This is a genomic window from Flavobacterium sp. (assembly GCF_013823965.1).
GTDB lineage: Bacteria > Bacteroidota > Bacteroidia > Flavobacteriales > Flavobacteriaceae > Flavobacterium.
In genome coordinates, this window is the sequence record NZ_PNNA01000089.1 from 1 (window position 1) to 16,960 (window position 16,960).

Here is a 16,960-nt window from a genome sequence, read left to right on the forward strand (position 1 = left end):
TTTTTGTAAATTTTAGATTTCAAATTTCAAATTTTAGAATCTAGTTTCCTAAATTTCTATTACTTATAAATCCAAAATGCAGTATTTTAATTTTTTGCAAAGGTAGTGTTAAATCCCATACTATCAATTTTTTTACTATTTTGCGATGCTATTAATATTTTCGAACCCAAAAATTATTGTTATGGATGCCAATACCGAAATCAGGCTTCGCTTGCGTTTTTACAAAGATGTCGAAGAAAACATTGAATCCGTTCGTCAAAAATTCGAAAATTACAAAGTGAATTGCACCGAAAATTGTCATCTAAAAATCAGGCACAACCACATTTGGATGAACATGCCCAATGCCAAACGCGAATATTGGTCGCCCCATTTGCATCTGGAATTGGAATCCAAAAGCGAGAACGAAACCCACATCCGCGGATTGTTTGGTCCAGAGCCCACTTTGTGGACACTTTTTATGTTCCTGCATTTTATGGTGGCGGGAATTTTCGTGATTTTCAGCGCCATCGCCTACTCCAACTATGTCTTGAAACAACCAACCACAATGGATTTAATTGTGATGCTGCTGATGGTTTGCGTTTGGTTTTTGCTCTACTTCATCGCCAAGCAAATCCGGTTCCGAGGCAACGGACAAATGAATGAATTGGAAGAAAAATTCTTGAAGATCTTGGAATCGTAAGATTCTGATGAAAAAACATAACCCTAAATCTAATATAGAAATTATTTTCTATAGACTATTTTATTAGATTCCTTTTTCTTTCTTTTTTTATAAACCTACGTATTATAAAAATAAAAATTAATCCAAAAAATATTTGGGCTAATGCACTCCAATAATTATAAGGTTCAACAATTTGTTTTAAGTTTTCAGGATTATTAATTTTTATTGATTTGAAAAACTTTTCTTTGTTTACTAAATTATAGGATCCAACCTTTGAATAAATAAACACATAATTAATCCCATTTAAATATAAAATCAAGCTTTCGCCAATTTCTTCGTCTGAAGTTTCGCCTTTGAAATTTAGCTTATATGCTAAATAATTATTCCATTTTATTTGTTTTGAATCTTTTAAAAACAGACCTTTTTTGGACATACTTTCAAGCTGTCTATCTATAATCTGTGTATATCTTTTTTGCAACTCGACGGTGCTATGGGGAAGTTGTTCGTTTAATTCGCTATCAGACAAAACAGCAACTCGCATTGCAATATAGGAATCGTCTTTAGAATTTAAATAATACGCTTTAAGAGTAGTATTAAAAGTGGTGTCAAGAGTGTCCTTTTTAGCAATATTTTCTAGAGTTTCAGGTTTGCCTGGAAAATCAATAGTAATATTTTCATCAATCTTTGTTTGACTAAAAAGAAATCCTGAAAACATTAAGGTTAAGAAAATTAAATACTTATTCATAAAATATTTAGTGTTATGTGAAGTTTACAAAACCTACTGATTATACCCAAACCTTTTCAACATATTGGCGTTGCTTCGCCAGTTTTTGTTGACTTTCACGTACAATTCGAGGTGAATTTGTTTTCCGAAGAATTTTTCCAAATCGGCACGGGATTCCATTCCCACTTGTTTTAGGGCGGCACCTTTGTGACCGATGATGATCCCTTTTTGGGTGTCGCGTTCCACCATAATCAGGGAACGGATTCGGATGATTTTTTCGTCTTCGAAGAATTCTTCGGTCACGATTTCTACCGCATACGGAATTTCTTTGCTGTAATTCAACAAGATTTTTTCACGAATGGTTTCGTTTACAAAGAAACGCTCCGGTTTGTCGGTCAATTGGTCTTTTGGATAATAGGCTGGAGATTCCGGCAATAATGAAATTATTCTTTGAAAAACTTCGGGAACATTGAAATTTTGCAAAGCTGATATGGGATAAATTTCGGCATTGGGAACTTTCTCCGTCCAGAAAGCGACTTGGCTTTCCAGTTGTTCTTGATTGGAATTGTCGATTTTATTCAACAACAACAAAACAGGAATTTTGGAATGGATGATTTTATTGAAAAAATCTTCGTCTTTCAAATCTTGTTCGCCAATTTCAACCATATAAATCAAGACATCGGCATCTTCAAAAGCGGATTTCACGAAATTCATCATCGATTCCTGCATTTCGTAAGCCGGCTTGATGATTCCTGGTGTATCGGACAAAACCATTTGAAAATCTTCTCCGTTGACGATTCCCAAAATTCGGTGACGGGTGGTTTGCGCTTTTGACGTGATGATGGATAATCTTTCGCCAACAAAGGCATTCATCAGGGTTGATTTCCCCACGTTTGGATTTCCTATGATATTTACAAAACCTGCTTTATGTGCCATAATATGTGTATTCAGTGAAGTGTCAACTCCTTTATTTCTCGATGTTTCGGGCACAAAGGTACGATTGAATGTAGTATCTTCAACAAGAATTATCGAGTTTTTTAGCACCTGGAAAAAACCCACAATTGCTTCAACCCTTTTTGACCTAAATAAATAATGCGCAGCAAGATAAATTTTACTTTCAATTATGTTATTTACTAAATTAATTGCGTATTATTGTAAGTGTAAATAAAACACTTAATTATGAAAAAAATATTTTTAATCGCTTTATTAGGCCTTTGCCTCTCTTCATTTGCTAAAAAAGAAGCTTATCTGTTTGCAAACTCGGATAAAACTGTGACCGTTGCATTTGATTTAAATGAAAAGAACACACCTGTTTACAAGGTTTTTTATAAAACCAAATTAGTAATAAACACTTCCGAGCTTGGGATTATTAGGGAAGACGCCAATTTGTATAACGATTTAAAAATAATAAAGATTTCAGAAAACAAGGCCATTAAGGCAAGCTATTCCATGCTTCAAGGCAAGCGTAAAAACATTACCTATTCTGCCAATCAATACACGGTTCATTTACAAAACAGCAAAGGGAATTTGATTGACATCATTTTTCAATTGTCCCATGATGGAGTTGCGTTGAGATACTTTTTCCCCGAAAAATCAGCGGAAATAAAAAAAATAGTGGAAGAAAAAACGACTTATAATTTTGATGCAACTGCAAAAGCCTGGTTACAACCTATGTCAAAAGCCAAGACTGGATGGAAAGAAACCAACCCGTCATACGAGGAACATTACGCCATGGGAGTTCCCGTGAATACAAAACCGACAATCGGAGAAGGCTGGGTTTATCCCGCTTTATTCAATTCGAATGACACTTGGCTCCTGATTTCAGAATCTGGATTGCACGAAAATTATTGTGGAAGCCGCTTGGTTTACAGTGACACTTCGAAAGCAATGCAAGTAACTTTTCCGCAAAAAGAAGAAATTTTTCCAAATGGAGCATTGAACCCTGAATCGCAATTGCCTTGGTACACGCCTTGGCGAATATTGGCCATTGGTTCCTTGAAAACGATTACAGAAAGCACGTTGGGCACTGATTTGGCCGATACAGCCATACCCATAAATACTTCTTTCATCAAAAGCGGATTGGCTTCATGGAGTTGGGTTTTATTGAAAGACGAATCGGTGAATTATGAAACAACCTTAAAATTCATTGATTATGCTTCTAAAATGAATTGGCCTTATTGTTTAATCGATGCAGATTGGGATAAAAGAATTGGCGATGAAAAAATGAAGGAATTGGCCACTTATGCCAAAAGTAAAAACGTAAAAGTATTGGTCTGGTACAATTCATCAGGGCCATGGAACAGCACCGAATATCAGCCAAAAAGCAAATTATTAACCGCTGCCGATAGGGTCAGGGAGTTTAGCAAACTCAATGAAATGGGAATTTCAGGCGTAAAAATTGACTTTTTTGGTGGCGATGGACAATCGATGATTGCTTATTATCACGCCTTGTTAAAAGAGGCTGCAGCACATCAATTAGTAGTCAATTTCCACGGAGCCACTTTGCCTAGAGGATGGCAACGCACTTATCCCAATTTATTGACCACGGAAGCCATTAAAGGAGAAGAATTTATTACTTTTTCTCAAGAAGTTGCCGACTTGCAGCCAAGTCATTGCACAATGATTCCTTTCGCACGCAATGTTTTTGATCCAATGGATTTCACTCCAATGGTGCTGGATTCGATTCCAAATATTATCCGAAAAACAACACCTGGTTTTGAATTGGCATTGCCCGTCCTGTTTTTGTCAGGGATTCAACACATTGCTGAAACGCCAGATGGAATGGCCAAAATGCCACAATATGTGGTTGAATATTTAAAAGACATTCCAACGAATTGGGATGATTCCAAATTTATTGAAGGATATCCCGGAAAGTACATCATCATGGCCAGAAAAAAAGATGCAGTTTGGCATATCGTGGGCGTGAATGGAGAAAATACGGAAAAAGAAATTGAAATAGATTTGTCTTTTGTAACCAACAAAAAAGGGTTTACAATAACTGAAAACGATGAAGGATTTAAGCAAAATGTTATCATTAAAGGAAATAAACTAAAAGTCAAAATGAAACCACGTGGAGGATTTGTAGTGAAAATTTAATAGGGATTTCTTCACCAACAATATATCTTGTTTGGGCCTAAAAAAAGGGTTGACTTTACTTAAAGCCAACCCTTTTTTAAACTTATGGATGTTTAGTATTTAATGTCCTTTTCCGTTGTGACCATTACCGTTGTGACCGCGATTACCGTGTCCATTGGATTTTCCATTGTAACCATGGTTGCCATAATTGTCGTGATTACCGCGGTTTCTGTTTCCTATCGATTTTTGAGGACTACCTTTATAGCCTTTATAGTATTTCACTTTATGATTTTCGAAGAAAGCGTAAGGTCTTGAACCGTGATAATCATTCAAAACCACTTTATAACCTCTATTTAAATCATAGTTTCTGTACTGTCTTGGCAAATTGTTTGATCGAATCCAAACTCCATTGTTTAGAAAAATAAATTGAGTGGCTCTCACATCATAATAAACCTGAATATCCGGAATATAATAATAATTTACCGAAGAATAACCTACTGGTCCCCAAGACGGCTGAAGTCCTAAATTCACGTTTACTGAAACTTGTGCATTGATCGAATTTGATGCAAAAAACACCATTATTCCTAAGGTAATTAATTTTAAAGTTTTCATTTTGTATAATTTTAATTACTATTTTTTTATTGTAGTTGTTCTACATTTTCATGAAAGCCAACAACTATGCCAAAAATATGGAATTAACATTTTTTTGGCATTAAAACAACGCCTACATTATTGAATAAAAGGGAATTTTTTCAAGTAGTTTTTGTTTTTAATTGTTAAAATCAGGACATAAATGACTAACACCCTAACATAATATATTACACCATTATTGGCAATAATTACAAAATTCAACCATTCGAAAAAAGTTCCATTTAGTTATAAAAAAGAGAGGGAATTACATTTTTATTATCCAACAATTTATGATACAACAAAAAGAAAGTAATCATTTATACTTGAACAAATTCTCCCAACCCATCGTTTTTAATGAAGAAACTTTGTTTTCTTGATTAAGAGTTACGCGAAGTTCTTTGTTGGCATTAGAATGCTCGAATAAGGCTTTATAACGAAATAGAGTTTCGTTGCCTATTGCGTCTTTATATACTTCCATTAACTTTATGTCTATAAAACTGCCGTATCTCGCCCTGAATTTCAAACACACTTTTGAATGTTTTTCCAGAGTAGTGTTTTTGATTACGGATGGAGTTGCCTCAGTTTCCTTGAAAGGGATGAATTTTGAAGTGTTGCAAATCATCAAAACTCTCTTGCCAAGATTATAGGCCTTTTTCTTTTGCTCTTGATCAACTTCGGAAAGTGGTACTTTGGTATACTCAATTGCGACTGGTTTTACATGCACCGGTTTTGATTTACAGCCTATCAGTAAAAGTAAACTTAAAATTAGAATCTTGTTTTTCATGGGAGCTGTTTTTAACACCAAAAAAATTGGAATCATAAAAAGATGAATCGACTCCAAATACTTGTGAGTATTACTAACGGTCAACTTTAGTTTAAAGTATAAAAAACGCTAAAATATAGACATAAAAAAACCTCTAAATTGCTTTAGAGGTTTTTACTTTGTAGCGGGAACAGGACTCGAACCTGTGACCTTCGGGTTATGAGCCCGACGAGCTGCCTACTGCTCTATCCCGCGATGTTTCGGGTGCAAATATACGACCAATTTTAATAAATACAAGTTATTTATTAAAAAATATTTGAGTTTTACGTATTGAACTGACAGGACTGCATTTACAAAACAGAAACGGTCTTGATACAAGATTTAAAATTAAAAATTCTTTTAACAAACGCGTTAAAGCTGTTCATTATTTGAATTAACAAAAAATATTTGGCCCCTAGATTAATTTAAAAAACCTGCAAAGCAAGGGCTTGGCAGGTTTAAACTAATTAAATTATAAAAAATTATCTCCACTTATTCTTCAGAAACAATCGCCGTGTTTTTATCCAATGTTACTTTTAATACTTCAGCAACACCTTTATCGTTTATCATCGTCATATTCAAAACATCCAGTTTTGCCATATCTTTAGAAACCAATCCGCTGAATTGATTGTAAGAAATATTCATTTCTTTTAGATTGCTCAATTTATCAATATCAAAAGGAACTTGACCATTCATTTTATTGTCAAACAAACTTAATTGTTCAAGATTAGCCAAATTGGAAACGGAATGACTCAACGTTCCTGAAATTTTATTACTGTTTAAAAGCAACACTTTTAAGTTTTTTAAATCATAAAGTGACGCTGGAATTTGCCCTTCAATGGCATTGTTATACAAAGACAATGTTTCTAAATTAGCCAATTTACCAATTTCGGAAGGAATGTTTCCAGAAAATCCATTCATAAATAATTCAAGATTTTTCAAGGAAGATGCATCTCCTATCGCTGTTGGCAATGCTCCGGATAATTTATTAAATGACAAATTAAGCGACTCCAATGATTTCATTTTACCAATTGAGGCCGGTATCATTCCTGAAATAGAATTTTTGTACAAATTCAAATTTTTCAAATAAACTAAATCTGAAATCTCTGAAGGCAATACTCCAACTAGATTATTGTTGGGTAATTGAAGAGAAACAACCTTGTCATCTTGTAATCCCACACCGTACCAAGAAGATACAGGAGTATTTAAATCCCATTTTGAAGTCCAGTTAGCTCCATTTGTGGCATTGTATAATTTTAGGAGTGCACTTTTTTCAGAAACTGACACTTCTGCTTTCATAACAAAGGAGAACACAATGATAAACAGGAAAGTATATATATTTTTCATAACACCCTTTATATTAAGTTAATTACTAGGCTAATGTATGTAAAATACTGATTACCGACAAAAATAATCGACGAAATACACAATTTAAAACACAAGTGTAAGTTAATACATATAAAAATAACAAAATAATTGACAACAAATGCTAATCATCATAAATTATAAATATTTTCCAACATATTCATAAAAACTCTTATATTTGATATCATTAACCTTAAAACCAACCAAATTATTATGGAAATTAACATTTATTCTCTGCTTATAGCAGCATTGTCAACTCTCGTTATTGGAGTTATCTGGTTTCATCCAAAAGTTTTCGGAACGATGTGGATGAAAGAATCCGGAACCTCTCCACAAGAATTAAAAGGGCGCAATTTGATTTGGCTTTTTGTCATTTCACTCAGCAATGCCTTTTTCATGTCTATTATTCTACAATTTTTAGTCATTCACCAATACAGCGTTTTAAGTTTGACTGGTGGCGACCCGACTAAAGTACTGCCTTCTTACACGGCATTTATGGCAGATTATGGCGACGCCTATCGCACTTTCAAACACGGAGCCCTTCATGGATTCTTAACTGGATTGTTTTTGGCTTCCCCTATAGTTGGTACAAATGCCTTGTACGAAAAAAGAAGTTTTAAATATGTTTTGGTGATGAGCGGTTTCTGGATTACCTGCTTTACCATCATCGGAGGCCTTATTTGTGCATTGCAATTGTTTTAACATTTACTTATAACTTAATCGCTCTACATTTGTGGAGCGATTTTTTTTATTTGAAAACACCATTATCCATAAAAATATATTCCTCTGTTTCAGAACTTCCAGAAAACTGGAACGGTATGACCTTGGCTAATATTTTCCTCAGCAAAGAATATTTGGCTATTTTGGAAAAATCTGCTCCTACCAATATGACTTGCCACTTTATTGGATTGTTTAAAGAGGGTAAATTAGCAGGAGTTGCACTGTCACAATTTTTGGATTTAAACAAAATGGAATCTTTTGGAGAAAGAGACAAGTGCCTAAAAACCGCTGTTCGTAACGTAGTTTTCAAGAACTTTTGCTCTCATATATTAATCATTGGAAACAATATGCTTACTGGCCAAAATGCCTTTGCTTTTTCTGATAAAATTGACAAAATTCAAGGTTTACAAGCCCTAAAAATAGCCTCGGAAAAATTAGAAACCATCTTCAAAAAGAAAGGATTAAAAGCACACGTTACCACTTTTAAAGACTTTGCAATGGAAGAATCAGCAGGGTTCAAACAAGCAGGATACCAAAATTATTTTCAATACTCGACTCAACCCAACATGTTATTTACCATTCCAAGTCATTGGAAATCGGAGCAAGATTACATTAATGCGCTAACAAAAAAATATCGAGACCAATACAAACGCGCCAGAAAAAAAGCAGAAGGCATTGAAAAAAGGAAAATGCATCTGGAAGACATCATCAAGCATGAAGACACTATCTATGATTTGTATCATCACGTGGCTAAAAATGCCCATTTCAACACTTTTTTCTTGACCAAACACCATTTTCGAACCTTTAAAGAAAAACTAAAGGACAAATTCCTTTTTTACGGTTACTTCCTTGATGAAAAATTAATTGGATTTAACACGTTAATCAAAAATGGTGAAGTGATGGATACTTATTTTTTAGGTTATGACGAGAGCGTTCAACGCGAAAAAATGTTGTATCTGAACATGCTCTACGATATGGTTGCTTATTCGATCAATAAAGGGTTCAAGGAAATTATTTTTGCTCGAACGGCATTGGAAATCAAGAGCTCTATAGGTGCAAAACCGCAAGAAATGTTTGGATTAGGTCAACACAGCAATACCTTTATAGACCTCGCTTTTGAGAAAATATTTTGTTATCTGGAACCGACAGTGGTTTGGCAAGAGCGAAATCCTTTTAGATAATTACTGTGCAAAACCAGGAATTGCAACTTTAATCTTGTGAGGCGAAACACTGATCCTAAGCTCAGTTTCCATTCCGCAATATTCACCGTCTACCTGGAAACTTACCGGAACATTAGTTTTAATAGTCGCTTTATTTGCTGAGACAATTTCGATATCTTTATGATTTAAAGGCACATTACCCATAATAATTTCGCCAAAAATCATCAAATCCAAATTTTTCAAAATCACCAATTCAAACTTTCCATCATACATGACCCCTTCCGGATTAATGATTATTCCCGTGCCGTACTTTTTTGAATTGGCAACAACAATCATTCTGGCCTCACATTCAATAATTTGATCATCGATGGTTATCACTGCCTCGAAAGGCTCTCCTAAATCCATTAGCGTATTCACTATTTGCAAAAAATAACCCCATTTGCCCCGTTTATTGCTTTTTTCATAGTTTTTGACCAGTTCCGCATTCAATCCCAAATCGCTCAAGTGAAGACATTTTTGGTTATTTATGACAATCGTGTCAAGTTCAATGAACTCATTATGGAAGGCAATTTCCAGATTCTCGTCCAAGGTTTTCATCAAATCCAAATCGACAGCCAAACCATTGGAAGAACCGGCTGGTAAAATACCAAGAATCACATCTTTGCCTTCTATTGCTTCAGCCACCATTTTTATGGTTCCATCGCCACCTGCAATGATGATTCGTTCCGGATTGTGCTGTTCATAAAGCACTTTTATTTTTGAAACATCATCATCTCCAGAAGTTGTGTACAAAATTAGATTTAGGTTTTCTTTGATCGCAAAAAGTGTCGTGGCATCAATAAATTCAGTTTTATCAACGCCTCCAGAAACTGGATTAACAACCAGTACCACATTCTTTTTCAATGTTTTACTTCTTTTATTGATTAAATTTAGTTAATTTTATTGACACCTCAAAACTCAAAACAATGAAGCCTATTTTAAAATTGTACCGAGGCTACGCGAATGATCAAGAGTTAATCGTGATGGGGCACGTTTTCAAACCGACCAAGACAAAAGACTATGCTTTCGAGAAGAAAAAATTTCAAAATGCCACTTCAATAATCCGTTTGTTTCGATTAAAAACCCACGCTAATGCCGATGTTTACTTGGAACACAACAATACCACAATTCATACCAAAACACTGGTTGACGGCTATTTCAAGTTTTGTGTTCCCGTGGATCCCAAAGCTGGTCACGGCTGGATTGATTATGAGGTAAGCATTCTTAATGGCAACCAAAAAATCGTGGTCAAAGAGAGTTTCATTCGTCCCAAAAAAGAAAATATCGGAATCATTTCGGATATTGACGACACTTTTTTGGTCTCTTACACCGAAAATCCTTTGAAGAAATTATACCATTTATTGTTTCGAAACGTGAATTCCCGCAAAGTTTTCAAGGATGTCGTTCCACATTACCAAGCCTTGAGCCAATCCGGAAGAACGAGCAACGGAGAACAGAATGCTTTTTTTTATGTTTCCAGCAGCGAATGGAATTTGTACCGTTTTTTGATAAAATTTACTGAAATTCATCAATTGCCTAAGGCCGTTTTGTTGTTGAAAGACATCAAATCCAGTCTTGCCGATTTCATTTGGACGGGAAGAGGCGGTCATAACCACAAATTTGAAAAAATAAAACACATTCTGGAATTTTATCCCAATTTGCAATATGTTTTGATGGGTGATGATTCGCAAAAAGACCCTTTTCTATACGAAGCCATTTGCAAAATTTTTCCGGTGAATGTCAAAGCCGTTTATATTCGAAAAACGGGGACACAAAAAAAGAAAAAGGTTTCGGAAGCTTTGAAAAACCTCGAAACCTTGAACGTTTCCACCTGTTATTTCACCAATAGCAGCGAAGCCATTGCACACTCCAAAGCCATTGGACTTATTTTATAAACCGGCATTGTCTATTTCTTCCTGAACAATTTCCCAATCGAGAAGCAATTTATCCAACTCTTCTTTTTTCTTGTTGTAAGCCATAAAAAACTGGGCATCTTCAATGTGTTTATCATAATTGGAAGCCAACATTTTATCGTCGTTTTGGATGTCTTTTTCCAATTGCTTGATTTGGCTTTCCACTTTACTCAAGCGGTTTTGCAACGCTTTCCCTTTTTTCTGGTCTTCGTAAGAAGCCTTGTTGCTTTCTTTTGGAGCAGCGGCTTTTTGGGCATCTTTTTTCTCGACTTCACGCATATTCTCCAGATTGCGTTGTTCCAAAAAGTAGTTGACATCGCCCAAATATTCTTTTATTTTTTGATCCTTGAATTCGTAAACGATGTTCGACATACCTTGAAGAAAATCCCTGTCGTGAGAAACCAAAAGCAGTGTTCCTTCATATTTTTGCAAGGCGGCTTTCAACACATTCTTGGATTTTATGTCCAAGTGGTTGGTGGGCTCATCCATTACCAAAACGTTGATAGGTTGCAACAACAATTTGCAAAGCGCCAAACGGTTCCTTTCTCCTCCCGAAAGCACCTTTACTTTTTTCTCAACTTCATCACCACGAAACAAGAAAGACCCCAGCATATCACGCACTTTCGAACGATTGGTGTCCGTTGCGGCATCTTCCATTGTTCTCAACAAGGTGATTTCGCCATCCAAATATTCAGCCTGGTTTTGGGCAAAATATCCCAATTGCACATTATGTCCCAATTTGATGTTTCCTTGAAATTCAAATTCGTTGACAATGGCTTTGATGAAAGTCGATTTTCCTTGTCCGTTTTGCCCAACAAAGGCAATCTTGCTGCCTCGTTCCACCAAAAGTGAAATGTCTTTCAAAATCGTTTTATCGCCGTAACTTTTGGTAACATTGTCCGCTTCGATTACCACTTTTCCAGGTTCTTTTGAAACCGGAAACGAAATATTCATCACCGAATTGTCGTCTTCATCCACTTCGATGCGCTCCACTTTGTCCAATTTCTTGATAAGCGATTGCGCCATCGATGCTTTGGAAGCTTTGGCACGGAACTTCTCGATTAGTTTTTCGGTTTCCTCAATTTTTTTGGCTTGATTTTTTTGCGTGGCCAATTGTTTTTCACGGATTTCGTGACGCAATAATAAATATTCAGAATACGGTTTATTGAAATCATAGGCTTTCCCAAGGGAAATTTCAATAGTTCTGTTGGTTACATTATCCAAAAACATTTTATCGTGCGAAACAATTACGACAACGCCGGGATAATTGCGAAGGAAACTTTCCAACCAAATGATACTCTCGATATCCAAGTGATTCGTGGGCTCATCCAGCAACAAAACATCATTGGATTGCAACAACAATTTAGCCAATTCGATACGCATTCTCCATCCACCGGAAAAAGTTTCGGTTTGGTTGTTGAAAACCTCTCTTTTGAAACCCAATCCCAAAAGAATTTTCTCGGTATCGCCCACATAATTATAACCGCCCAACAATTCGAAACGATGGGTGTAATCGGATAAATCTTCTATGATTTGGCTGTATTCCTCGCTTTCATAATCGGTTCGAGTAACCAACTGATGATTGATTTCTTCTAATTTTTTCTCTACAATTTTAATATCTGTAAAAGCTTCATAAGCTTCTTCAAGTACCGTTCTTCCTTGTTCAAAATCGATGTCTTGACGCAAGAAACCCATTCGAACTTCTTTTTCCTGAGAAATAACTCCCGAATCTGGAGCAAAATCCCTAGCCAAGATTTTAAGCATCGTAGATTTTCCAGCACCGTTCTTTCCAACAAGTCCCACACGATCTCCAGCACCCAAACGAAAAGTTACTTCTTCGAACAAATAAGTTCCTCCAAAAGAAACGGATAAATTATGTATATTAAGCATTTATTGTGTTTTGTATTCGTAAATTTGTGACTCCAAAAAAGGAGAAAATTAATTTTTTGCAAATGTTAAAAAAAGGATCCAAATTAAATAGTATTTTAACAGGAACTTGTCCTAGATGTCAGAATGAGAGTATGTATTTGGATAAAAATCCGTTACATTTTTCGAAATTGATAAAAATGCACGAAAGATGCAGTCATTGTGATTTGAAATATGAAATTGAGCCTTCTTTCTTTTATGGCGCTATGTATGTTAGTTATGCATTGAATGTGGCTCTTAGTATTGCAACCTTTATAGTGTCTTATCTTATTCTTGAATCCAGCATAAAAACTTCTTTTATTGCCATTCTTGTAGCCAATATTCTTTTGTTTCCTTTTGTTTTGAGATGGTCAAGAAATATTTACATCAACATGTTCGTGTCTTACGACAAGAAATTCAAGAAATAAGTTAACTCTTTTTAATGAATCTTTTGATATCGATGGTGCTGTCCAGCGGTTTTTGATATTCAATATTTTCAAATAAAGCTTTTGCCATTGCTGGGCCAAGCATAACTCCTCTTGTACCCAAACCATTGAGAATATGTATCGAATCATGATTTGAATACGTGCCTAACAACGGCCTTCTGTCCTTGACAGTTGGACGAACACCGGCAAAATGTTCGACAATTTCAAAATCACAACTTATAATTTCTTTTATTCTTTCTATCAATTCTGTTTTACCTTTTTCAGTGGGTAAATCGGTTTTGTCATTCCAATTATAGGTTGCCCCAATTTTGAATAAATCATTCCCAAGAGGCAATATAAACACGCTTGTATTAAGGATTACATCTAGATTAAGTTGCGGTACTTTTATGGTAAGAAGCTCTCCTTTTGTCCCGTCCAATGGCAATTCCTTAAAATAAGGATTGGAGTGCATTCCAAAGCCTTCAGCAAAAATGATGTGTTTTGCCTGAATACCTTTGTAACGAACCCCTTCACTTTCTTCTTGCAAAAGCGAATAATCAAAGGATTCTTCCTGAAATAATTTATTTTTTATGAGATGCTCTTTGTACTTTTCCAACAATAATGCGGTGTCAACATAACCGGTTTGCAATACTTCGCCATATCCAAAAGGAGAATCAATAGACGAAAACTTTTTTGAAATTAAATTGGTCGAAAGAAATGGAGCTAAATTTACTTTATCAGAAGCGGCGAACCAATTATTTTGTTCTTCGACGGAAAAAAACTTTCTCAAAATAGGCAAATCAAAATGTACTTTACACTCTAGTTTTTTTTCTAAAATGGAGAAAAAATCCTTCATCACAAGCAAATGTTCTTTGGCCTGACCCACTTCGCTGAACCGTTTTAGGATGACGGGATTATACAATCCTCCAGCAATTTTGGAAGAGTTTTGTGAATTATTATCCAATACCAAAATAGATTTATTGTTTTGCAGGGCAATTTCGGAAAATGAAATACCTGCTAATCCAGAACCTACAATCAAATAATCTATCATTTGTAAAAGAAGTTTTAAAAATTGAATTATGTCCATAAATTAAAAGAACTCCTACCAATGGCAAGAGTTCTTCTTAATTGTATATAAAATGGATTTTAATAATTCCACATATCTTGTTCGAAATCACGAATTTTTTCTTTCACTCTTTCCGCTTCCAACAATTGATTTTGGGCATTGTCTTTCATATAACTCTTAATTTCTCTATCGCCATACACGTTTTCTTCTTGATAAATCACAGAATTAAATCGTCTGGAATTTAATATTTGGTCAAAGGAGATTGGCATTGCCGAATTTTTGTCGTTGAAAGATTTTGCTTCGTGCAAAACATCTCTTGAAGCCGGGAAAAATACCCAAAACAATTCAATATAATCTTTTTCTTCGCTGTTCATGGTATAAACATCAGGAGTTACTGGGCAAATTCCAAGCAACCTGTATTTCAACTCGCTTTGACGTTTGTCAAAATACCAATATCCTTTAATTTTATACTGGGTAACATCTTGGGAAGTAAGATCTTGTTTTATAATATATTCCGGTGAAATTGCCATTCCTGCGTTAATTTGCTCTTTTCCAGCATCGGTTGTGTCAATACGGGTCAACGAAGCTTGAATGTCTTTATAGGATTTTTTGGTATTAAAATAACTATCTGAATATACTTCTGAAATTTCTCCACTACGAATGGCTTTTGTCAAGACATCATACAAGGAGCGTCTGTCAGACCCAATATTTGCAGTATCTATTGGAAAATATAAAGGAAAATTAATTCTTTCACTTAAATCTATAATTTCCCAAACCGTTTTCCCCATTAAAACATCTCTATCATCGACGTAACCATATTCCAATGGTTTGTCATTGTCTGAAATGAGTTGGGCTGCAGACTTGATTCCTATTTCTTCCGGTATCTTTGCGTTAAGCAAATTAGGCTGTGCATAAGAAGCGAAACTTCCAAGGATGGAAACCACAACTATTAAAAAATTTTTCCTGTTCATCATAATATCATTATAAGTTATTGAAGTAGGTTTGTCTCAAACTTCCTTATTATTGTATTTCATAAATAACCGGCGCTGTTCTTGGCAATAAATAACTACCTGCACCAACTAATTTAGTTTTAATTTCAGAAATGGTCACTTGATCGCCTCTTCCTGCTTTTGAAAGTACTGATTTACATTGTGCATTTAATTTATTTCCTGCCACTACCACTGTAGGCAATCCAGTCACTTTAAAATTAAATCCAACAACATCTAAACCAACTTCAAAATCGAAATCCACTAATTTAGCACCAATTGTAGAAATTTCCAAGCTTGATTTAGGGCCTTTCACGACACCCATTTCACCTCTAATGGTTCCTGCTGGTCCTGGAATTCCTTTTATTCTAAAAGTTCTCTTGTCTGAAACTATTGAATTATCAGGAAGTGTTCCCGTAACATTAATAACCACTTCAGTTCCTGCTCCTGGGCGCATACTATAAGCTCCTGGCGCTCCTGAAGGCGTCAAACCAGGTGCACTGGCTCTCACTTTATCAGCAGATATTCCTGCAAATGTAATCGTCATTGGGTTTACCACTCCACGATATACCACGTTCATTTTATCGGCAGATATTGTAGCAGATTTTGGTCTTGCCACAACAACATATTTATCTTTTATTGGCAAACTAATTACTTTTCCGTTTTCGTCAAAATTGAATGATCCATTAATAGGATGTTCTCCAATGCTACCAGAACCAAAAGAAAAATTAGCTTGACCTGCTTGTGCTGGCACACTTGAACCATTCACGACTACAGATTTAGCAATTAATTTTGGATCAAATTTACCCAATATGATTTTTCCTTTCACCGCTTCTCCTTGAAAGAAAACAGATTTTTCAAGAACCACAATTGGCTGATAAGCTGTTAATGAAGCTGCTGCAATCAAATCGGATTGAAACATTGACGCCATAACATCACTTTCGGTTGCTTTTACGTCAGCTTGCAATTGTGTCAATTTAGTTACCGTTGCAATCAAAGGGAATCCTTTGTAGTTGTAATCAATCCAAGGCAAAGTGGCGCCCGCATTTTTAGATTTAACTGGATTGGTGGCAAATCTTTTTTCAATCTTGTTGATTTCAACTTCTGGAAGTTTACTACCTGCAATTGCTTTGATTTGGGCTGGATAATTTTTAATTTTTTCTAAAAACTCTTTACCTTCTTTAGATGTTTTATCCCCTGTAAAAAACAAACGATCCACGATGTCGCCTTTATCCATTTGTTCGTACAAGAAATTTCCTTGTTCGTCTTTTTCAGTTTTCTTGGTTATGGTAGTTTTAATCCCTTCTAAATAATCATTATATTCTTTAGAAAGTTTTCTGATTTTCTCTACTATAACTTTTTTTTCACCGTATTGTCCAGGTTGTTCTTGGGCTTTTTGGGATAGTTGTCCGAATGAATTTTCATTTCTCTCATCGGTAATTGAATTCGATTCAATGATTTTTGAATTTAAAATTCCAAAAGCCGACAATAC

Annotated in this window: 16 protein-coding genes and 1 tRNA gene; 6 read left to right on the forward strand and 11 right to left on the reverse strand. The window is 35.2% G+C overall.

Annotated features, from left to right (window positions below; translation table 11 throughout):
• The first annotated feature begins 181 nt into the window (after window positions 1-181).
• Window positions 182-679 (forward strand): hypothetical protein, encoded by a 498-nt coding sequence (locus C0430_RS10375; protein WP_290869369.1) that lies wholly within the window; start codon window positions 182-184, stop codon window positions 677-679.
• Between the two features lie 55 nt (window positions 680-734).
• Here C0430_RS10375 and C0430_RS10380 read toward each other — a convergent pair whose 3' ends face one another.
• The gene (locus C0430_RS10380; RefSeq protein ID WP_290869372.1) at window positions 735-1,403 is read right to left on the reverse strand and encodes a hypothetical protein; all 669 of its coding nucleotides are present in this window, start codon (window positions 1,401-1,403) and stop codon (window positions 735-737) included.
• A 33-nt stretch (window positions 1,404-1,436) separates the two neighbouring features.
• Window positions 1,437-2,318, reverse strand: a complete 882-nt coding sequence (gene era, locus C0430_RS10385) for a GTPase Era (RefSeq protein ID WP_290869375.1) — start codon at window positions 2,316-2,318, stop codon at window positions 1,437-1,439.
• 243 nt (window positions 2,319-2,561) lie between these two features.
• Here era and C0430_RS10390 point away from each other — a divergent pair, with 243 nt between their 5' ends.
• Complete coding sequence (locus C0430_RS10390; RefSeq protein WP_290869378.1) at window positions 2,562-4,478, forward strand: glycoside hydrolase family 97 protein; 1,917 nt, start codon at window positions 2,562-2,564, stop codon at window positions 4,476-4,478.
• A 99-nt stretch (window positions 4,479-4,577) separates the two neighbouring features.
• Here the strand turns inward: C0430_RS10390 and C0430_RS10395 are convergent, their stop codons facing one another.
• The 4 genes from C0430_RS10395 to C0430_RS10410 all read right to left on the reverse strand — a co-directional run bounded on the left by C0430_RS10395 (window position 4,578) and on the right by C0430_RS10410 (window position 7,236).
• Window positions 4,578-5,069, reverse strand: coding sequence for a hypothetical protein (locus C0430_RS10395; protein ID WP_290869381.1), 492 nt, complete (start codon window positions 5,067-5,069; stop codon window positions 4,578-4,580).
• Window positions 5,070-5,400: 331 nt separating this feature from the next.
• Window positions 5,401-5,871, reverse strand: a complete 471-nt coding sequence (locus C0430_RS10400) for a hypothetical protein (protein ID WP_290869384.1) — start codon at window positions 5,869-5,871, stop codon at window positions 5,401-5,403.
• Between the two features lie 161 nt (window positions 5,872-6,032).
• Window positions 6,033-6,105 (reverse strand) — tRNA-Met (locus C0430_RS10405).
• 276 nt (window positions 6,106-6,381) lie between these two features.
• Complete coding sequence (locus C0430_RS10410) at window positions 6,382-7,236, reverse strand: Two component regulator three Y domain protein (RefSeq protein WP_290869387.1); 855 nt, start codon at window positions 7,234-7,236, stop codon at window positions 6,382-6,384.
• A gap of 231 nt (window positions 7,237-7,467) precedes the next feature.
• Here C0430_RS10410 and C0430_RS10415 point away from each other — a divergent pair, with 231 nt between their 5' ends.
• A complete protein-coding gene (locus tag C0430_RS10415) occupies window positions 7,468-7,956 on the forward strand; it encodes a DUF1761 domain-containing protein (protein WP_290869389.1) in 489 nt (162 codons plus the stop codon).
• A gap of 50 nt (window positions 7,957-8,006) precedes the next feature.
• Window positions 8,007-9,155 carry a GNAT family N-acetyltransferase gene (locus C0430_RS10420; protein ID WP_290869391.1) on the forward strand — a complete coding sequence of 383 codons (1,149 nt, stop codon included), beginning with the start codon at window positions 8,007-8,009 and terminating at the stop codon, window positions 9,153-9,155.
• On the opposite strand, the gene C0430_RS10425 is transcribed toward C0430_RS10420, so the two are convergent.
• Window positions 9,156-10,037, reverse strand: coding sequence for a diacylglycerol kinase family protein (locus tag C0430_RS10425; RefSeq protein WP_290869393.1), 882 nt, complete (start codon window positions 10,035-10,037; stop codon window positions 9,156-9,158).
• A 62-nt stretch (window positions 10,038-10,099) separates the two neighbouring features.
• Between C0430_RS10425 and C0430_RS10430 the strand changes: the two genes are divergently transcribed.
• Window positions 10,100-11,068, forward strand: a complete 969-nt coding sequence (locus C0430_RS10430; RefSeq protein ID WP_290869396.1) for an App1 family protein — start codon at window positions 10,100-10,102, stop codon at window positions 11,066-11,068.
• Here the strand turns inward: C0430_RS10430 and C0430_RS10435 are convergent.
• Entirely contained in the window at window positions 11,063-12,976 is a 1,914-nt protein-coding gene (locus C0430_RS10435; protein WP_290869399.1) for an ATP-binding cassette domain-containing protein, read from the reverse strand. The genes C0430_RS10430 and C0430_RS10435 overlap by 6 nt on opposite strands.
• Before the next feature lie 62 nt (window positions 12,977-13,038).
• Here C0430_RS10435 and C0430_RS10440 point away from each other — a divergent pair, with 62 nt between their 5' ends.
• Window positions 13,039-13,419 carry a DUF983 domain-containing protein gene (locus C0430_RS10440; RefSeq protein WP_290869402.1) on the forward strand — a complete coding sequence of 127 codons (381 nt, stop codon included), beginning with the start codon at window positions 13,039-13,041 and terminating at the stop codon, window positions 13,417-13,419.
• Between the two features lies 1 nt (window position 13,420).
• Here the strand turns inward: C0430_RS10440 and C0430_RS10445 are convergent, their stop codons facing one another.
• The 3 genes from C0430_RS10445 to gldM all read right to left on the reverse strand — a co-directional run.
• Window positions 13,421-14,467 (reverse strand): FAD-dependent oxidoreductase, encoded by a 1,047-nt coding sequence (locus tag C0430_RS10445; RefSeq protein ID WP_290869405.1) that lies wholly within the window; start codon window positions 14,465-14,467, stop codon window positions 13,421-13,423.
• 95 nt (window positions 14,468-14,562) lie between these two features.
• On the reverse strand, window positions 14,563-15,453 hold the full coding sequence (gldN, locus tag C0430_RS10450; RefSeq protein ID WP_290869411.1) for a gliding motility protein GldN: 891 nt from the start codon (window positions 15,451-15,453) through the stop codon (window positions 14,563-14,565).
• 49 nt (window positions 15,454-15,502) lie between these two features.
• The coding region (gene gldM / locus C0430_RS10455) for a gliding motility protein GldM (protein WP_290869408.1) at window positions 15,503-16,960 on the reverse strand (1,458 nt) is incomplete at its 5' end.

Bases quoted from the DNA above. Each gene is read 5' to 3' on its own strand.
- C0430_RS10375 (WP_290869369.1), top strand. From the start codon at position 182: ATGGATGCCAATACCGAAATCAGGCTTCGCTTGCGTTTTTACAAAGAT.
- C0430_RS10380 (WP_290869372.1), bottom strand. From the start codon at position 1,403: ATGAATAAGTATTTAATTTTCTTAACCTTAATGTTTTCAGGATTTCTT.
- era (WP_290869375.1), bottom strand. From the start codon at position 2,318: ATGGCACATAAAGCAGGTTTTGTAAATATCATAGGAAATCCAAACGTG.
- C0430_RS10390 (WP_290869378.1), top strand. From the start codon at position 2,562: ATGAAAAAAATATTTTTAATCGCTTTATTAGGCCTTTGCCTCTCTTCA.
- C0430_RS10395 (WP_290869381.1), bottom strand. From the start codon at position 5,069: ATGAAAACTTTAAAATTAATTACCTTAGGAATAATGGTGTTTTTTGCA.
- C0430_RS10400 (WP_290869384.1), bottom strand. From the start codon at position 5,871: ATGAAAAACAAGATTCTAATTTTAAGTTTACTTTTACTGATAGGCTGT.
- C0430_RS10410 (WP_290869387.1), bottom strand. From the start codon at position 7,236: ATGAAAAATATATATACTTTCCTGTTTATCATTGTGTTCTCCTTTGTT.
- C0430_RS10415 (WP_290869389.1), top strand. From the start codon at position 7,468: ATGGAAATTAACATTTATTCTCTGCTTATAGCAGCATTGTCAACTCTC.
- C0430_RS10430 (WP_290869396.1), top strand. From the start codon at position 10,100: ATGAAGCCTATTTTAAAATTGTACCGAGGCTACGCGAATGATCAAGAG.
- C0430_RS10435 (WP_290869399.1), bottom strand. From the start codon at position 12,976: ATGCTTAATATACATAATTTATCCGTTTCTTTTGGAGGAACTTATTTG.
- C0430_RS10440 (WP_290869402.1), top strand. From the start codon at position 13,039: ATGTTAAAAAAAGGATCCAAATTAAATAGTATTTTAACAGGAACTTGT.
- C0430_RS10445 (WP_290869405.1), bottom strand. From the start codon at position 14,467: ATGATAGATTATTTGATTGTAGGTTCTGGATTAGCAGGTATTTCATTT.
- gldN (WP_290869411.1), bottom strand. From the start codon at position 15,453: ATGAACAGGAAAAATTTTTTAATAGTTGTGGTTTCCATCCTTGGAAGT.